The sequence below is a fragment of the Cellvibrio fibrivorans genome (assembly GCF_031457055.1).
GTDB classification, from domain to species: domain Bacteria; phylum Pseudomonadota; class Gammaproteobacteria; order Pseudomonadales; family Cellvibrionaceae; genus Cellvibrio; species Cellvibrio fibrivorans.
Genome location: NZ_JAVDVX010000001.1, coordinates 510,437 through 527,171, shown reverse-complemented (window position 1 = coordinate 527,171; position 16,735 = coordinate 510,437). Strand labels below are relative to the sequence as shown.

Annotated in this window: 18 protein-coding genes; 13 read left to right on the top strand and 5 right to left on the bottom strand. The window is 47.2% G+C overall.

The genetic code is table 11. The features are described from left to right. Position 1: 1 nt before the first annotated feature. Positions 2–208 carry a TIGR02449 family protein gene (locus tag J2X05_RS02255; protein WP_133680147.1) on the bottom strand — a complete coding sequence of 69 codons (207 nt, stop codon included), beginning with the start codon at positions 206–208 and terminating at the stop codon, positions 2–4. Between the two features lie 230 nt (positions 209–438). On the opposite strand from J2X05_RS02255, the gene J2X05_RS02250 reads away from it, so the two are divergent. The 10 genes from J2X05_RS02250 to J2X05_RS02205 all read left to right on the top strand — a co-directional run bounded on the left by J2X05_RS02250 (position 439) and on the right by J2X05_RS02205 (position 9,918). Further along, on the top strand, positions 439–1,053 hold the full coding sequence (locus J2X05_RS02250) for a UPF0149 family protein (protein WP_310068094.1): 615 nt from the start codon (positions 439–441) through the stop codon (positions 1,051–1,053). An 18-nt stretch (positions 1,054–1,071) separates the two neighbouring features. Then, the gene (pepP, locus tag J2X05_RS02245; RefSeq protein WP_310068092.1) at positions 1,072–2,400 is read left to right on the top strand and encodes a Xaa-Pro aminopeptidase; all 1,329 of its coding nucleotides are present in this window, start codon (positions 1,072–1,074) and stop codon (positions 2,398–2,400) included. Beyond that, the gene (locus tag J2X05_RS02240; RefSeq protein WP_310068090.1) at positions 2,387–3,913 is read left to right on the top strand and encodes an ArnT family glycosyltransferase; all 1,527 of its coding nucleotides are present in this window, start codon (positions 2,387–2,389) and stop codon (positions 3,911–3,913) included. The genes pepP and J2X05_RS02240 overlap by 14 nt, the downstream gene beginning before the upstream one ends. Beyond that, a complete protein-coding gene (gene ubiH / locus J2X05_RS02235) occupies positions 3,910–6,453 on the top strand; it encodes a 2-octaprenyl-6-methoxyphenyl hydroxylase (protein ID WP_310068089.1) in 2,544 nt (847 codons plus the stop codon). The genes J2X05_RS02240 and ubiH overlap by 4 nt, the downstream gene beginning before the upstream one ends. Positions 6,454–6,474: 21 nt before the next feature. Further along, positions 6,475–6,990, top strand: coding sequence for an MgtC/SapB family protein (locus tag J2X05_RS02230; RefSeq protein ID WP_310068086.1), 516 nt, complete (start codon positions 6,475–6,477; stop codon positions 6,988–6,990). 36 nt (positions 6,991–7,026) lie between these two features. Beyond that, positions 7,027–7,401, top strand: a complete 375-nt coding sequence (locus tag J2X05_RS02225) for a hypothetical protein (protein ID WP_310068084.1) — start codon at positions 7,027–7,029, stop codon at positions 7,399–7,401. 282 nt (positions 7,402–7,683) lie between these two features. Next, on the top strand, positions 7,684–7,893 hold the full coding sequence (locus J2X05_RS02220; protein ID WP_039912329.1) for a cold-shock protein: 210 nt from the start codon (positions 7,684–7,686) through the stop codon (positions 7,891–7,893). A 141-nt stretch (positions 7,894–8,034) separates the two neighbouring features. Continuing rightward, the gene (locus tag J2X05_RS02215; protein WP_310068080.1) at positions 8,035–8,352 is read left to right on the top strand and encodes a DUF3301 domain-containing protein; all 318 of its coding nucleotides are present in this window, start codon (positions 8,035–8,037) and stop codon (positions 8,350–8,352) included. 20 nt (positions 8,353–8,372) lie between these two features. Next, the gene (locus J2X05_RS02210) at positions 8,373–8,927 is read left to right on the top strand and encodes an NUDIX domain-containing protein (RefSeq protein WP_310068078.1); all 555 of its coding nucleotides are present in this window, start codon (positions 8,373–8,375) and stop codon (positions 8,925–8,927) included. 148 nt (positions 8,928–9,075) lie between these two features. Then, on the top strand, positions 9,076–9,918 hold the full coding sequence (locus J2X05_RS02205; protein ID WP_310068076.1) for a hypothetical protein: 843 nt from the start codon (positions 9,076–9,078) through the stop codon (positions 9,916–9,918). A 33-nt stretch (positions 9,919–9,951) separates the two neighbouring features. On the opposite strand, the gene J2X05_RS02200 is transcribed toward J2X05_RS02205, so the two are convergent. Continuing rightward, positions 9,952–10,674, bottom strand: a complete 723-nt coding sequence (locus J2X05_RS02200; RefSeq protein WP_310068073.1) for an acyltransferase — start codon at positions 10,672–10,674, stop codon at positions 9,952–9,954. Positions 10,675–10,764: 90 nt separating this feature from the next. Here J2X05_RS02200 and J2X05_RS02195 point away from each other — a divergent pair, with 90 nt between their 5' ends. Continuing rightward, positions 10,765–11,373, top strand: coding sequence for a class I SAM-dependent methyltransferase (locus J2X05_RS02195; RefSeq protein WP_310068071.1), 609 nt, complete (start codon positions 10,765–10,767; stop codon positions 11,371–11,373). Between the two features lie 35 nt (positions 11,374–11,408). Here the strand turns inward: J2X05_RS02195 and J2X05_RS02190 are convergent, their stop codons facing one another. After that, positions 11,409–12,227, bottom strand: a complete 819-nt coding sequence (locus J2X05_RS02190; RefSeq protein ID WP_310068070.1) for a MipA/OmpV family protein — start codon at positions 12,225–12,227, stop codon at positions 11,409–11,411. Between the two features lie 115 nt (positions 12,228–12,342). Between J2X05_RS02190 and dbpA the strand changes: the two genes are divergently transcribed. Together dbpA and J2X05_RS02180 are read left to right on the top strand one after the other, a co-directional pair. Beyond that, complete coding sequence (gene dbpA, locus J2X05_RS02185; RefSeq protein WP_310069431.1) at positions 12,343–13,719, top strand: ATP-dependent RNA helicase DbpA; 1,377 nt, start codon at positions 12,343–12,345, stop codon at positions 13,717–13,719. Between the two features lie 245 nt (positions 13,720–13,964). Next, on the top strand, positions 13,965–15,278 hold the full coding sequence (locus J2X05_RS02180; protein ID WP_310068068.1) for a gluconate:H+ symporter: 1,314 nt from the start codon (positions 13,965–13,967) through the stop codon (positions 15,276–15,278). Between the two features lie 78 nt (positions 15,279–15,356). On the opposite strand, the gene hslO is transcribed toward J2X05_RS02180, so the two are convergent. Together hslO and J2X05_RS02170 are read right to left on the bottom strand one after the other, a co-directional pair. Continuing rightward, on the bottom strand, positions 15,357–16,262 hold the full coding sequence (hslO, locus tag J2X05_RS02175; protein ID WP_310068066.1) for an Hsp33 family molecular chaperone HslO: 906 nt from the start codon (positions 16,260–16,262) through the stop codon (positions 15,357–15,359). Between the two features lie 38 nt (positions 16,263–16,300). Next, entirely contained in the window at positions 16,301–16,732 is a 432-nt protein-coding gene (locus J2X05_RS02170) for an Hsp15 family ribosome-associated heat shock protein (protein WP_310068064.1), read from the bottom strand. Positions 16,733–16,735: the final 3 nt, after the last annotated feature.

Below are 16,735 nucleotides of genomic sequence, written 5' to 3'. Positions count from 1 at the left end.
ATTACTCAGCGTCCAAATTACGTAAATGGGTGATCATGGCTTCTACGCGGCTGCGCGCCAATTCATTCTTCTCGATCAGGCGCACTCGCTCGCGTTGCCACTCGCTTTCGCGGGTTTTGAGTTCGGCGTTTTCTTGCTGCAAGCGGTTGCACAGCAGGATCAGCTTATCCAGCTTGGTTTCGAGGGCGAGTAACAGATCGTCAGACATGATAATAAATAACCAATAAATAGCGCGGGTCGCCCACTATATTGTGCGCTCGGCGGGTGGTCAATCGCGCAACCCAAGTTAATGTGAATTCGAGAAGTTGGTTGTTATCAAATGATAAACAAACAGGTTTTACTTGAACCACCTCAACCTTATAAATCGCTATATAAAAAGTTTGCAGAGCCGCCCAAGCCAATCGTGATAGCATTCATCCACTGTGATGAGAGGCCTCTATGACCGATACAACTTCCCCCGAACAACTGCTCACTCCCCTGAATTTTGACGATCTGGCCAACCTGTTGGCGCCCCTCGGCACCCTCAATAGCCCCTCCGAACTGCACGGTTTGCTGTGCGGGAAATTATCGGGCGGTGCGACCCTGAGCGAAATCAACTGGTTGTTGGAGGCGGTCGAATTCCTCGATTTTATCGCCGCCCCCGACGAGCAAGTGCGCATCGCTCTAAGCCGTTTGTATCACACCACCTGCGATCAATTGCGCGGCCAATTCAGTTTGAAACTCATGCTGCCGGACGATGACAACACGCTCAATGATCGCGTGCGCGCCCTAAGCGAATGGTGTCACGGGTTCCTCACAGGATTCGGCAGTGTTGATCATCAGGGCAAACGTGTGATCAACGAAGAATTTGAAGAAATGCTCCAGGACCTGGCGAACATCGTACAAATCCAGGCCGATGATGAAGAGGATGAACCCAGCGCAGAGGCGGATTACATGGAAGTCACCGAATATGTCCGCGTCGTCGTCAACTCACTCTATTTTGAATTTTCTGCCGAACATGCTGAAGGTGTAAATCCTGCAAGCATGGCGCCAGCGTCGAATCAATTGCATTAATTGTTTGCGAGTGCCTCTATGAGAATTTCCAAAACTGAATTTGCCCGCCGCCGCAAAACTTTGATGGCGCACATGGAGCCCAACTCCATCGCCATAGTTCCCGCCGCGCCTGAGCGTCCGCGCAGCCGCGACACCGAATATCACTACCGTCAGGACAGCGACTTTTTATATCTGTCAGGTTTTGAAGAACCCAAAGCGGTGCTGGTGTTAATCCCTGGCCGCGAACATGGCGAATATGTTTTGTTTGTGCGCGAGCGCAACCGCGAACGCGAAATTTGGGACGGTTATCGCGCTGGCCCCGAAGGTGCGTGCAGTGAATTTGAAGCCGACGATGCATTTCCTATCGACGATATCGATGAAATTTTACCGGGCTTGCTTGAGGGCAAACAGCGCGTTTATTACTCCATGGGTAAAGACAGCGAATTCGATAAACATGTGATGGACTGGGTCAACACCATCCGCGCCAAAGTGCGCTCAGGTGCAACCCCACCCGGCGAGTTTTTGGATTTAAGTCATTTTTTAAATGATATGCGTTTATTTAAAAGCGCCGCTGAATTGCGTGTGATGAAAGAAGCCGGCGAAATTTCTGCGCGCGCTCATGTGCGCGCCATGAAAGCGAGTAAAGCGGGCGTGATGGAATACCAACTCGAAGCCGAAATCCTGCATGAATTCCAAATGAGCGGCGCGCGTTTTCCCGCGTATAACACGATTGTTGGCGGCGGAAAAAATGGCTGCATTTTGCATTACATCGAAAATTCTGCGCCGCTCAAAAATGGTGATCTGGTGTTGATCGATGCGGGATGCGAACTGGATTATTACGCCGCTGACATCACCCGCACCTTTCCCGTCAGCGGAAAATTTTCTCCTGAACAAAAAGCCCTCTACGAAATTTGTTTGCAAGCCCAGCTCGAAGCCATCGCTGAATGTAAGCCAGGTAAGCATTGGAATGATCCTCACGAAGCCACAGTGCGCGTCATCACTGAAGGTTTGGTAAAAATTGGTTTGCTTGAAGGTGACGTAAGCGAATTAATTAAAAGTGAAGCTTACAAAGAATTTTATATGCATCGCGCCGGTCACTGGCTGGGAATGGACGTGCACGATGTCGGCGATTATAAAGTCGGTGGTGAATGGCGTGTGCTCGAACCGGGTATGGTGATGACTGTTGAACCGGGTATTTATGTTGCTCCCGACAATGAGCGCGTCGCCAAAAAATGGCGCGGCATTGGCATCCGCATCGAAGATGATGTGGTTATCACCAAAGACGGCAACGAAGTACTTACTAAAGACGTACCAAAAACTGTTGTGGAAATCGAAGCCTTGATGGCAGGAACTTATGCGGGCGCTTGATAATAAAGCAGATTTTTATCAAGTAAATACATGGAGAGTTGCTCCCTGGTTAGTTGATGCATTTTGTATCGGCGGATTAGTCATTTCGGCACTAATTGCATTACTTTGGAATTATCAAGGCCTACCCATGCAGTATTGGGATGAAAGCCGCAATGCAAATAACGCGTTGGAAATGGCGCTCGGCTCCGGTTGGCTTGTGCCAACCTACGAAGGCGTTCCTGATCATTGGAATACCAAACCGCCGCTACTAATTTGGCTGATTGCCGGCTTAATGAAACTGGATTTGCCGCCCTTATTGGCTTTGCGCCTGCCCTCCGCATTGGCCGCCGCTGCAACTCTGATTATGGTCTGGGCCGCTGTACGTTTTGGTTTGCGCGATAGATTGGCTGCGCTAATCGCTGCAGCGCTCTTGCTAAGTTCCAAGGGTTACACGGGCATTCATGGTGCTCACACAGGTGACTTTGATACACTTCTCGCGTTATTTACGACAGGGTATGTGCTGAGCGTTTGGCAAGCGTTGGCACAATCAGGGCGGCAAAAAATAGTCTGGATGTTGAGCACGGGAATTTTTCTGGTATTGGCGGTGATGACCAAAGGTCCAGCAGGCTTTTTTGGTGTAGTAGGCCTGTGTTTATTTTTACTCCTGACTGGTCAGGTGCTAAATGTTATTAATGATTGGCGCTGGTGGTTAGTAGCAATATTTTCCTGCTTAATTTGCGCGAGTTATTACATCGTTCGTGAAAGCTACGATGCAGGTTATTTACAGGCAGTGTGGATGAATGAGCTGGGTGGCCGCTACAGCGAAACCAATGAATCACACTACAAAGGTACCTGGTTTTATCTGCGTGAACTGCTTAAGCAGTGGGTACCCGGGTGCTTGTTTTTATTGTTACTTGGTTATTCACTGTTGGGCGCGGATGCCACGCGCAAACGTCTTGCGCAGATAACCTTTTTATCGGGCGCAGGAATTTTAATTCTACTTACCACCGCCAAAACGCAGCTTCATTGGTATCTAATTCCGGTGATTCCTTTACTGTGCATAGCTGCCGCTATCGCTTTGGTTGACGCTATAAAAAAAGGTATGCAAGTTCCTATTAATTACTGGCGAGCATTTCTTGTTATGTTTATTGCTTTGCCTGTGATTATTTCTGTTTATAGGAATGCAATAAGTTTGCCCGCAAAATCAAAAGATAAAACCCATATCAGTCAATACGGTATTCTATTTAATCATTTGCACACCGCTGGGCGAATGCCCAATCGCATAATTGTTCTCGATGACGGGGCGGACAATACAGCAGGCTTCACTGACTACAATCCGGAACTCAAGTTCTATGCTCAGCTCGAAAAACAAAAGGGAATTGATGTTCAGGTTGCCAGACTCGCTGATGCCAATTTGGTAAATGGGCTAGTCGCAACCTGTGATTATAAAAATATGGCAACAGTGCGCCAGTTAATTACCGCGCCTTTAGTTGAGAGCGCTGTGTGTGTGGCAGGTTATAAGGATCGGCAATGAACGTTGTAATCCAAAAAGATACTTTTGATATCGTCATTATTGGAGGCGGCATGGTGGGCGCTAGTCTCGCCAGTTTGCTTTCTGCCAGTCAACCACAATTGCGTATTGCGTTGATTGAAGCGCAGGCGTTCGCGCGTGCGGATGAAATGCATTTCCAACCGAGTTTTGACGCGCGCTCGACAGCGCTCTCATACGGCACTGTTGCGATTTTGCGCGAGTTGGGTTTGTGGGATTTATTGCAGCAACACATAACGCCTATTGCGCAAGTGCATGTATCTGATCGTGGGCATTTTCTGGGCGGTGTGATCGATGCAGAAGAAAATAATCTCGATGCTGTAGGTTATGTGGTTGAAAATGCCTGGTTGGGAAAGGTTCTGCTCGAACATGTACAAGCACAACATAATATTCAATGTTTTGCTTCATCTACAGTAACTGCGTTAACCCCACAACAAGATTGTGCATTGTTGAATGTTAAAACTAACGCGCAAGAATTCTTAATAAAAACATCACTTGCTGTGATCGCCGATGGTGGCGATTCACCCTTGCGTAAATCGCTCGGCATAGGTACGCAAGTGCGCGCGTACGGTCAAACCGCCATCATTACCAATGTCGAATTTTCCGAGCCACATCATGGCGTTGCTTACGAGCGTTTTACAGCGGATGGCCCAATTGCGCTTTTGCCCTTAGGTGAATCCAATAGTGTACAGCAATCTGCATTAGTTTGGACTTTACCTGCGGCGCAAGCCGATCAAATTCTGGCACTAAATGATGCCGATTTTCTTATACAGTTGCAGGAGCGATTTGGTTTTCGTGTGGGGCGGTTTAATCGTGTTGCCAAACGTTTTTCCTATCCATTGCAGCTGGTGTTGGCTGAAGAGCAAATTCGTTCGCATTTGGTATTGCTCGGCAACGCTGCACATTTTTTACATCCGGTGGCGGGGCAGGGGTTTAATCTCGCGCTGCGCGATTGCGTCTGTTTGGTAGAAACCCTGCGCGAGGCAACAGAAAAAAATAAATCACCCGGTGATTTAGCGGTGTTGCAAACCTATATCCACAAACAATCGTTTGACCAGCAAATTACGATTGAATTTAGCGATAAATTGGTACGGCTATTTTCCAGCGACCAGTTGCCACTGATCGCCATGCGTCATCTCGGGCTATTGAGCCTCGAGTCCATTCCGTTAATCAAAAACCAATTTATCGCCCAGACTATGGGTAATGCTGGCCGCCAATTTCGTTGGAAGTTGGAGGAGTCGAATTCGGCAGCAGCCGGTGATGAAAAAATTATTGATTCTTGCGTGCGCGTGAATGCCGATGAATCTCTCAATAATGTTGATTATGATGTGGTGATCGTCGGTGCTGGTTTGGTCGGTGCATCGCTTGCCTGCGCAATTGCGCAAACTGATGCGGCGCGGAACTTGCGCATTGCCGTAATCGAAGCCAGCAGTGACTTACCACATTTTAGTGGTGATCATTTTGATCCGCGCGTAGTTGCCCTCACTCATGCATCGCAAAAATTATTATCAGATATTGGCTGCTGGGATAGCATAGTTAAGCGGCGTGTTTGTGCCTATCGCGAAATGAAAGTCTGGGACGGTGAAGGTACAGCAGCGATTGAATTTGATTGCGCTGACGTAAAGCAATCCCATCTCGGCCATATCATTGAGAATTCAGTGGTTGTGAATCAATTACGTGAACGTATGGCACAACATAAGAATATTTTTCTTATACAGCCGGTCACTGTAGCCCAGGTTATTCCTGCGCAAGCAGAATTTCCGCGTGTACGTGTGCAACTTACGAATGGTGGTGAAATTACCGCTGCATTATTAATTGCAGCCGATGGTGCGCAATCCAAAGTGCGCGAACTCGCAGAATTTTCTACGCGTGAGTGGGATTACGGCCAACAGGCGATTATCACGACGGTACGCACTGAGCGGCCGCACGAATTCACCGCGTGGCAACGCTTTATGCACACAGGGCCGCTGGCATTTTTACCGCTGCAACATAATGGCGATGCGCATAGTTGCTCGATCGTCTGGTCAGCAGAAGATGATTTGGCCGCGGAATTAATAGCGTTGAATGATGAAGATTTCTGTGCGCGTTTAACCTCCGCATTTGAGGCTCGCCTTGGTCGCGTTATCGCTTGCGATAAACGCTATGCAATCCCTTTGCGCCAGCGTCATGCCACTAGTTATATCCAGCCCGGTATCGCATTGGTTGGGGATGCGGCACACAACATCCATCCGTTGGCGGGGCAGGGAGTCAATTTGGGTTTGCTCGATGTGATCGCGCTTGCACAAGAAATCGAACGAGCCCTCACGCGCGCTATTCCGCTTGCGGATTATTCGATCCTGCGCCGTTATCAGCGTCAGCGTCTCGCCAGTAATCTGGGCATGATGTCGGCAATGGAGGGCTTCAAGCGTTTGTTTGGCAATCGCACTCTGGCCGTAAATTGGTTGCGCAATACTGGCATGCGCCAACTAAACTCTGTATCAGCAATTAAAAAAATCATTATCAATACTGCACTGGGTGTTTCTTGAGTCGGCGCTAGAGGTGAGTCTATGGATGTAGAGGCGATACTGTCAGTCACGCCCTTTGATTGGCATGCGATTGGAACCTCGCTGTTGTGCGGGAGCATTATCGGTATCGAGCGCCAGTTACGCGGCAAGCCGGTGGGAATCCGCACCTCTTCCCTGATCACGCTAGGCACTTATATTTTTATCGCGGCATCGCTGTATGTTTCGGCCCACATGGCGGGTCCGGAAAAAGTGGTCACAGATCCCTCGCGCATTATCGGGCAGGTAATTACCGGTATTGGCTTTCTCGGTGCAGGGGTAATGCTGGCGCGCGATGGTTTTGTGCTGGGCGTTACATCGGCGGCTACCATCTGGATGTTGGCGTCTATTGGCGTTGTAATTGCGATAGGCTACAACATGGTGGCGATCAAATTATCACTGGTGGTTATTCTGGTGCTCGTGGGGGTAGACTTTCTTGAGGACTACTCGCAGGCATTTACGCGCGGCGTACATAAAAAATATCAGGACTGGCGCGGTAAAGGTAAATCCAGTTCAGATTAGTTGGTGTAGAAAAGTAACATTTTTAAAGAAGTATTTATGTCAAAACTCCTGATTGTTGCAAACGTATTAAATGGCCTCCTATTTATTATTTTAGTTGCATCCATTGCCGGTTTTATTTCATTTCTTAATATCTACGGATTATTTTTAGCCTGCGTTACTGCAGTAATTGCCTGGGGCGTTTTTAAACAGCAACGCTGGGGATATTTTGCGGCGGCTGCCTGGGCGCTGGCATGTTATCAATTAGCAAAGCAAGGTTACGAATTTCAAAGCATTAAGCGCCACGTGATGATTCTTGGGTTTACTTTAATTCCGCTTGCACTGTTTTTGCACGAAACCTTGGGTAAAGCGACTGCAAAATCTGCACAAAATAATGGCAAGCAAAGCGATGACAGCCGAAAAATGCCCGATTAATTGTGTGCCTCTTACACAGCATTACAAAAAGTGTCGATAATCACTAATTTCATAGATAACTGCTTGACTCGATAAGGCTTAGTGTTTTAATTTTGAACTGCTACAGATTGAGATCCGCCCCAAGACTAGACTTTTGTAAGACAACCGCTTGCTGAAGACACTTGGACGTACCACGACCTGAGCAATAGCTTTATTTCAAGCTATTTCACTCTGGCTTTTAGTAAAGTCGGTTTTTTTGTTCGGTCAGCTACGCTGACGTTTTAGATGCAAGATGAGGAAGCTATGTCAGATCTAGTCTCTGGTGTTGTTAAATGGTTCAACGATGACAAGGGTTATGGTTTTATTGAGCGTGAAGGTGGTGCAGATGTATTTGTACACTTCCGTGCAATCAACGGCAATGGCCGTAAAACCTTGAAAGAAGGTCAGAAAGTGACTTTCGAAGTAACCCAAGGTCAAAAGGGTCCGCAAGCAGAAAACGTAACTCCACTCTAAGTTGAGTGAGTTCCGAAAAGGGTGATTGAGCAATCAATCGCCCTTTGCTGTTTTAGGGGCTTGTTGTCTTCTCATTCGCTATTCTCTTCCACTCTTTATGAGCGTTGGGTTTTTGTTGCCCTCGCTGTTGGCTTTTCCTCCATGTTTGATCTGCAATCCATTATTTGGCTCACCTGCATCGCGATTTTTATTTATTACTGGCGCGGTGCGCTGCTCGTTAAAGATCGCGCTTATCATGCAGCGCAAAAGCGCTGCGAAGAAATGCAAGTGCAGTTGCTGGATGAAAACGTCTATCTGCGGCGCCTGTGGTTCAAACGCAATGAACTGGGAAAGTTATCGCTCTGGCGCGCATTTTATTTTGAGTTCACGGTGTCAGGTGCCGATCGCTATTTTGGTCGTGTGATTATGCTTGGCTCACGCATTACCCAGGTCGAACTCGACCCGCATCGCGTCCACTGATTTTCAACTCCGGATTGCACATGACAGAAAAATTTCCCAGAGAAAAAGTCGGCGGATGGAAAACAAAAACCTCATCGATTGTTTACGAAAATCCCTGGTTAAAAGTCTCCCACGAAGAAGTCATAACCCCTAAAGGTACCGATGGTATCTACGGGGTGGTGCATTTTAAAAATATCGCAATCGGCGTAGTGCCAATTGATGATGAGGGCAATACATGGTTGGTAAAACAAAGCCGCTATACACTCAACCAATTCACCTGGGAAATTCCGGAAGGCGGCTGCCCTCAAGGTGAAAGCCCATTAAACGCCGCGCAGCGTGAATTGGAAGAAGAGGTAGGCTTGCAGGCCCATAATTGGCAGCAGTTAATGACCATGCATTTATCCAATTCAGTCACTGATGAATTTTGTGTAGTGTTTGTTGCGCGGGATTTATTTCCCGGGCAACAACAGCTTGAGGTCACTGAAGATATTGAAGTTAAAAAGTTGCCGCTTATTGATGCCATTGAAATGGTAAAGCGCGGTGAGATTACCGATGGTATTTCTGTTGCCGCTTTGTTGCGTGTTGCCTTGGGTTAGTCGCCCACCTCCACAGGCTAAAAGGATAAACAGCTATTGGAGTCGATTAAGGCGAGCTACACTTTTTTACAGATTGGTAATCCAGCTCTGTTTAGAGTTAATAGTCATGCCTGTGTGTACCAGGGTTTAATTGATAAAGGAAATCTCAATGAAAGTTATCCCGTTTATAACATCAATAATATTGTTGGCAACTGCCGCGCAGATAAATGCGAATACCTGTGAAAAAAACTTCGTTGCCGAAGGTGATCCTCGCAACGGTGCCGAGTTCTCAACGTCCACTACCATTAACGATCTTGGTTCGGCTAGTGCGCTGGGACAGTTACGCGCGATTGCGTTAGCAGATGGTTTTAATGTTTTGGGTGAGGAATCAACTGGGTCCCAAGGTACCCTCACCATCGAACAGAAAAATGGGCGCCATCCTTTTTTGATCTATCTCACAGCGGTTAACAAGGGTACGGCTGCGGAAGTCAGCATTCGCACAAAACTGAATCGGCGCACCGTGGCAAAACCGGAAGATATTCGAGCCGGTATGTGTGGCATGGTGGCCAGAATTAAAACCGGAGCTGAAGGAGATGCTATAGCGGCCGCTGCGAGAGCGGCGATCGTACCAGAACCCATAGTTGAGATTCAGCCTCGCTGGTTAGCAAAAGATATTTACCGATTGTCAAAACGTAAAACCGCAGAAATGATCACCGCGCATTACAAGGGTAAACGTTATCTTTTGGATGGGACTATAGGCTCACCGCTTGAAAACGAAGGCACCATTGAACTCTGGTATAAAGTTACCATTGACAGGAACGGCATCCTTCAAACGCTCGACGCCGATGAATCTACTTTCTGGCCGCCGATTGTTTGTCGTATGGCGCCAGAGGCTCGCGCCAGAGCAGCAAAATTACAGGAAGGTGAATTCGCCAAATTAACCGGCACAGTTTCCCATTATTGGCAAGGCAGTCCGAGTAAGTTGGTGTTGAAAGATTGCCGTTTTGAGTAAGCGGCGCACAGTGTTTGCCAGCACTTTATTGGCTTAGTCATTGCGGTTGGGTGAAAGTATGCTTCGTAACCAATTCAGCCAACCGTTATTGCCCAGCATAAATTTATCCAGCTGATCCTGACTATAAAAATAATGCTCCGCATTCTTAAACAATAATTCTCGTTTGAGCATTCTGCGCTTGGGATTAATCGTTTTAATAATGCGCGCTGGATTACCTGCCGCTACTGAATTTGCAGGAATGTTTTTGGTCACCACTGATCCTGCCCCCACCACCGAGTTCTCGCCAATGGTTACGCCTTTGTTGACGATAACTCGCTCTCCCAGCCACACATTATTTTCAATCACCACAGATTTGGTGCAGCGAAATGGACGGATGCGGTTGTAAATGCCGTGCCAATCACTATCGCTAATAGTGACATTGGCCGCTAACATACAGTTATCGCCAATACGAATCGATTTTGCAGCTGAGATGCGCACGCCCGGTGAAATCAAACAGTAATCGCCAATAATAATTTCCGCATCGGCTTGTTTACTTGGCCAGCTGGTAAAGCGCACGCAGTTATCGCTCGCGCAAATAATTTGCGCATATTTTCCCAAATGAATATTGCGGCCAAAAATGACCAGGCTGCGCGGGTGTGCAATTTCAGGAACGCTACCCAAAGTATCAAATTGCGGTGCAATAAAACGCTTCACATACCATTGGTTGATAATTTTATAGAGTCGTTTGACCCGGTAGGGTGTGCTGCTGCGGCGCATAAGGCGAATTCGCTTGTTAATTAGCTGAAGATGTTTGTTGCGAGTGCATGTCTGTTAGAATACGTGCAGTGATTATGAGCGAGAATAACAATGCTGCCAATTGATATAAATTCAGTAAAAGGTTTTTTGGATGGTGAAGAGGGTGCTGCTTTATACGAGCAGGCGCTCGCAGTAGCCGCACTTGGCCCCTGTTTGGAAATTGGCAGTTATTGCGGTAAATCTACTGTTTATCTCGGCAGCGCCTGCAAAAAAGCCAATAGTGTTTTGTTTGCAATTGATCATCACCGCGGTTCGGAAGAGCATCAATTGGGTGAGGAATATCACGACCCTTCACTCTATGATGCGCAATTTGGCAAGATGGATAGCTTCCGCGAATTTCGCCATACGCTTGCGCGTGCGCAGCTTGAAAATACGGTGGTGCCCATTGTTGCTCCATCACAACTAGCTGCGCGTTATTGGGCTACACCTTTAAGTATGGTGTTTATTGATGGTGGCCATAGTATGGAGGCTGCGTTAACCGATTACCACGCTTGGGCGCCGCACGTAGTGCGTGGTGGGTGGCTCGCGATTCACGATGTATTTCCCAATCCCGCCGATGGCGGTCGTCCGCCGTTTGAAATTTGGAAGTTGGCTCAGGCTTCGGGTTTATTTGAGGCTATGCCGTTGATAAAAACCCTTGGCCTGTTGCGGCGCGTATAAAAAATTACACCGCTTACAAAACACGGCGAGTGTCATCATTTAATTACCCAAATAAACGCAAAGCCGCCGCGATAAGAGTGATCGGTCGACACCAGCGAGCTTTTATTAAAATCGGTTCCGCTGATATTGTCGTAGCGAATAAATAATGCAAGCCGGGTTTTAATCCCGCTGTGATTAAAGCTGCGGCTCAATGCCATTTGATTATTCCAACCGCTATAGCCTCCATCGGCATCAAAATAAGGGCGCGCTTCAGTCACATACTCTTGTTTTACATTGTAGTAATAATCGTGATAGTCATCGCTCGCAAACATCACGCCTGCGCGATAAGTAAATGTCCAATCACTAAGCCGGGTGCGATAAACAAATTGCGGTTGAAAGGCGGAGCCGATATAACCTGATTCATCTGCTTCTATGGCAAACACCGCTCGCCAAGGGATTTGTAAATGCCAGCCGTGTGAAAAATCAGCGCCTGTTAAATTGATATTAAACGATGGCCCAAGCTCCAGAGTGGAGCCTAATTCCGGCATATCTTCACGCAGTTCATTTTTGTCGGTATCGGGAGTAATGGCCGCACTGGCGCTAAAAGTAAATTCGTATTGATCGGTGCGTAAAAAATTTCCGCGAATACCCTCTCGATCCGAGCGAATTATTTTTCCGCGATAGACAACATAGGGGATCGGGCTGATAAAACTGCGGTACTCATCAGACCCACGATAATCAGGACCGGTGACAGCTCCTATGCCTAATCCAAGTTCCCATTTTTTATCGGTGTCATCCTGCGCATTGCTGATATTGCAAATACCGGTGAGCAGGATCGATGTAACGGCGAGCTTCCATAAGTAATGTAAATTCATAAAAAATGATCTAATCCAATAGTGCGCTTAGCCCTTATCGGTGGGCGACTTGATGGGATTTTACTGGTATTCTGCCGCCATTATCCACGTAATTATTTATCCCATAGAGATTCCTGTGACTACCACTGCATTTTCATCTTTACCGCTCAGCGCCGATATGCTCGCCAACCTTGAATCACTCGGGTATAACGAGATGACACCCATTCAGGCACAAAGTTTACCCCTGGTTTTGCAAGGACAAGATATTATTGCCCAGGCAAAAACCGGCAGCGGAAAAACTGCCGCTTTCGGTATTGCGCTGCTGGAAAAATTAAATGTGCGTTTTTTTGGTGTACAGGCGTTAGTGCTTTGCCCAACGCGTGAGCTTGCTGATCAAGTCGCAAAAGAAATTCGTCGCCTTGCACGCTTGACCCATAACGTAAAAGTGTTGACGCTTTGTGGTGGTGTTTCAATTGGGCCGCAAATTGGCTCGCTTGAACGTGGAGCGCACATTGTTGTCGGAACGCCGGGGCGTATTGTCGATCACATCGCTAAAGGCACATTAAAACTCGATAGCGTCAATCAGTTAGTTCTGGACGAAGCTGATCGTATGTTAGAGATGGGTTTTTCAGAAGATATCGATAAGGTATTAGAAGCCTGTAACACAGATCGCCAAACGTTATTATTTTCTGCTACCTATCCTGACGATATAAAAAAAATCAGCACGCGCTGCCAGCGCGATCCGCAAATGGTTAGTGTGGAATCTATCCACTCCGAAACCAATATCGAACAGCACTTTTATGAATTGCGTGCTGACGATGAAATCTATCCCGCCGTATTAACCGTGCTGGCGCATTTTCAACCGGAAGCCTCCATCGCTTTTTGCAATACCAAAATCGCTTGCGATGAATTGTTGGATTATTTGCGTGACCAGGGTGTGAATGCGTTGGCATTGCATGGTGACTTGGAACAAAAAGAGCGCGATCAGGTATTAGTGCGTTTTTCCAATAGAAGCTGTTCGGTATTGATTGCCACCGATGTTGCTGCACGCGGCATTGATATCAAAGGATTGGATGCAGTAATTAACGTGGATTTGGCACGCGACAGCGAAGTGCATGTGCATCGCATTGGCCGCACCGGTCGTGCCGGTGAATCTGGCTTGGCATTAAATTTGGTCGTGCAGAAAGAAGTGCATAAAATCAATCGCCTCGAAGATTATATGAAGCAGTCGATTGCTCTGGAGCCTCTGCCGCAAGCCGATAAAAAATCTCTCCCTGTCCCCACCATGGTGACCTTGCATATTGATGGTGGCAAAAAAGATAAATTACGCCCTGGTGATATTATCGGTGCCTTAACCAAAGACGCAGGTTTACCCTTTGAAAAAATCGGTAAAATCGATATGTTTGATTTTTCTGCTTATGTGGCAGTGGATCACAGCATCGCGCGCGCAGCATTAAAACAGTTGTCGGATGGAAAATTAAAGGGCAGGAAGTTTCGTGCAAGACGCCTTTGATGATTTTCAGTTTGAAAAATTAGGTAAATTAGCTCGTCAATTTTCTCACCTTAATAGTATTAATGTAGTTAAAAACACATAGGGTTGTAGTCCGGCGCAGTCTTTGACACCGTCTGAGACATGGATGTCGAAGATGAGCCTACAGGGACGTATTTACGGCGTGTCTCAAAGAGTGTGTCGGAGTGCGCCCCGGTCTTCCCAGATAAGTAATTCCAAAAAATAACAAATAAATAATAGGAAAAACCATGGCCATAGCTGCAGTCGTCATAGCAATCCTGATCTTGGTAGTGTTGATCACCGGATTAAAACTCAATCCTTTTCTAGCATTTCTGGTTTCGGCCATATCCGCCGCGATAATGCTCGGCATTCCGCTCGATAAAATCCCCGCCACTATTGAGGCGGGGATTGGTGCAATGTTGGGGTCGCTGGCCATTATTTTATGCCTCGGTGCTATGTTCGGAAAACTTGTTGCGGAGTCGGGCGCCGCGCAACAAATCAGTCGCAGTTTAATGAATTGGTGCGGGCCAAAATATATTACCTGGGCACTGATGCTCACCGGTTTTATCGTCGGTATACCCTTGTTTTACAATGTCGGATTCGTCTTGTTAGTACCGCTGGTATTTTCAGTAATGTACCAAACCAAATTGCCCGCAGTGTATTTAGGTATTCCGCTGCTCGCCGCGCTCTCTGTGACTCACGGCTTTCTACCACCCCATCCATCACCTGTCGCATTGATTCCACAGTTCGGCGCGAGTATGGGCACCACATTGTTTTATGGAATCATGGTCGCCATTCCCACCATGATTGTCGCGGGGCCACTTTTTTCCTCCCGTTTGAAATCCATTCAAAGCACACCACTTGCTACCTTTAAACCGACTGATTTGCCAGAGGGTGAATTACCCGGCGTTGCCAATAGTTTTATTACTGCATTGCTGCCGGTGTTGTTAATTGCACTGAGCAGTATTGCTGTTTATACCTTGCCCACTGCGCTTGCAGAAACACCGCTGATAAAACTTCTAAGTAATTCGATGATAGTGCTGATGATCGCGCTTGCTATAGCGACAGTGACTTTGGGGCTAAAGCGCGGCATGAGCATTGGCAAAGTGATGAGTGTTTACAGCGATGCAATTAAAGATATCGCTGTTATTTTATTGATTGTCGCCGGTGCCGGTGCCTTAAAACAAGTGATGGTTGTTAGCGGAGTGAGCGAGCAGCTAGCGCACTCATTGGAAAATATTGCACTCAATCCGTTGGTATTGGCTTGGTTGATTGCAACCGTTATCCGCATTGCTCTGGGTTCTGCTACTGTTGCGGGCCTAACTGCAGCCGGTATTGTTGCGCCGATTATTCCGCTGACAGGTGCTGACCCAAACCTGATGGTGTTGGCCATTGGTGCTGGTAGTTTAATGTGCTCCCACGTAAATGATTCAGGGTTTTGGATGTATAAGGAATATTTTAATTTGAGTTTAAAAGATACCTTTAAATCCTGGTCGCTGATGGAAACAATTATTGGGGTGATGGGATTGATGGGTGTGTTGGTATTGGATGTTTTTGTTTGAGGTTTGCCGCATTAAAATAAAACGCCCGACCTGGAGGCAGATCGGGCGTTTTTCCAACCTACAGACACACGAATAAAATCAATGAAGTATATTGCCCCCTAATAATTTTCGTACTTCATCCGCTGCAAAATGGTAATGCTGGTTGCAGAATTGGCAATCGATATCAATGCTACCTTTCTCGATTAATAAAGATTCAACCTCTTCGTTGCCAATCGCCAGGAGCGCGTTAGCGCTGCGCTCGCGCGAGCAGCTGCAGGCAAAGCGTAACGCTTTTGGTTCGTATAGTCGCAGCGGTTGCTCATTGAATAGACGATAGAGCACTGTTGAATGCTCCAGCTCCAACAATTCCTCTGCCTTAATGGTGTCGGCCAGGGTGATAATGGTTTCCCATTTATCCTGGTTGTCTTCCTCGTTAGTAATTAATTGTTGCGGCAGCGCCTGAATTAAAAATCCGGTCGCAATATCGTTGTTTGCCGCAAACCACAAACGGGTGGAAAGCTGTTCTGATTGGTAAAAATAGTGTTCCAAACAACCCGCAAGATTTTCCGCATCCATAGGTACTATGCCTTGATGGCGTTCAAGTGTGCCGCCGAAATTCTCACTGCGCTGCGGCTCAATAGTGATAACCAAAATGCCGTTGCCTAATAGCTTTTGCAGGCTACCATGACTGGCTAATTCATCGCTAAGTTCTATATTGGGATTAATGCGCACTATGCCACGCAAATCATTATGATGATTGCACTCAGCCATAATGGTGCTGACTGGGCCGTCACCGCGCGCTTGCAGAATAATTTTTCCATCAAACTTTAAGGTGCTGGATAACAATCCCACTGCTGCCAAAAATTCACCGAGTAAACGACGAATAGCGGGAACCTGCGGGTTGTGGCTTAACACTTCGCGATAGCTGTCACCCAAGGTGACTATCTCGCCGCGAATATCGCAGTCATCAAATAAAAAACGGTGCAGTAGATCATTGCTTGGCATATATCTGTCTCATTAAAAAGCAGTTATCTCACTAACAATTAATTGTCGTCGCCCAGTAAATTAATGCGCTGGAAGCGGTGAATATGGCGGCGGTCTTTTTTGCTGGGGCGCTGGTGGCTGATGATGTAGCTGCCCAGCCCGGCTTTACGTTCGGCGGTGCGTTTTTCGCGCAGGGTTTTACTTTCTTCGGTTTCTTCGTACAACAATGCTGCTTCCGGTGCGCCGCGGCGCTGGGCAGATAACGCTTTTACCACAACGATTTTTTCATCCAGATCCTGGCGGATAGTTAACACCAAACCCACAGTGACTTCTTTGCTGGGTTTGATGCGCTGGCCATCGCAATGAATCTTGCCGCCGTCGATCGCCTGTTTGGAGAGGCTGCGGGTTTTAAAAAAGCGCGCGGCCCACAGCCATTTGTCAATGCGGATTTTATCGTCGTCATCGTCTTGTTCGGTTTTCTGCTTACTCATACA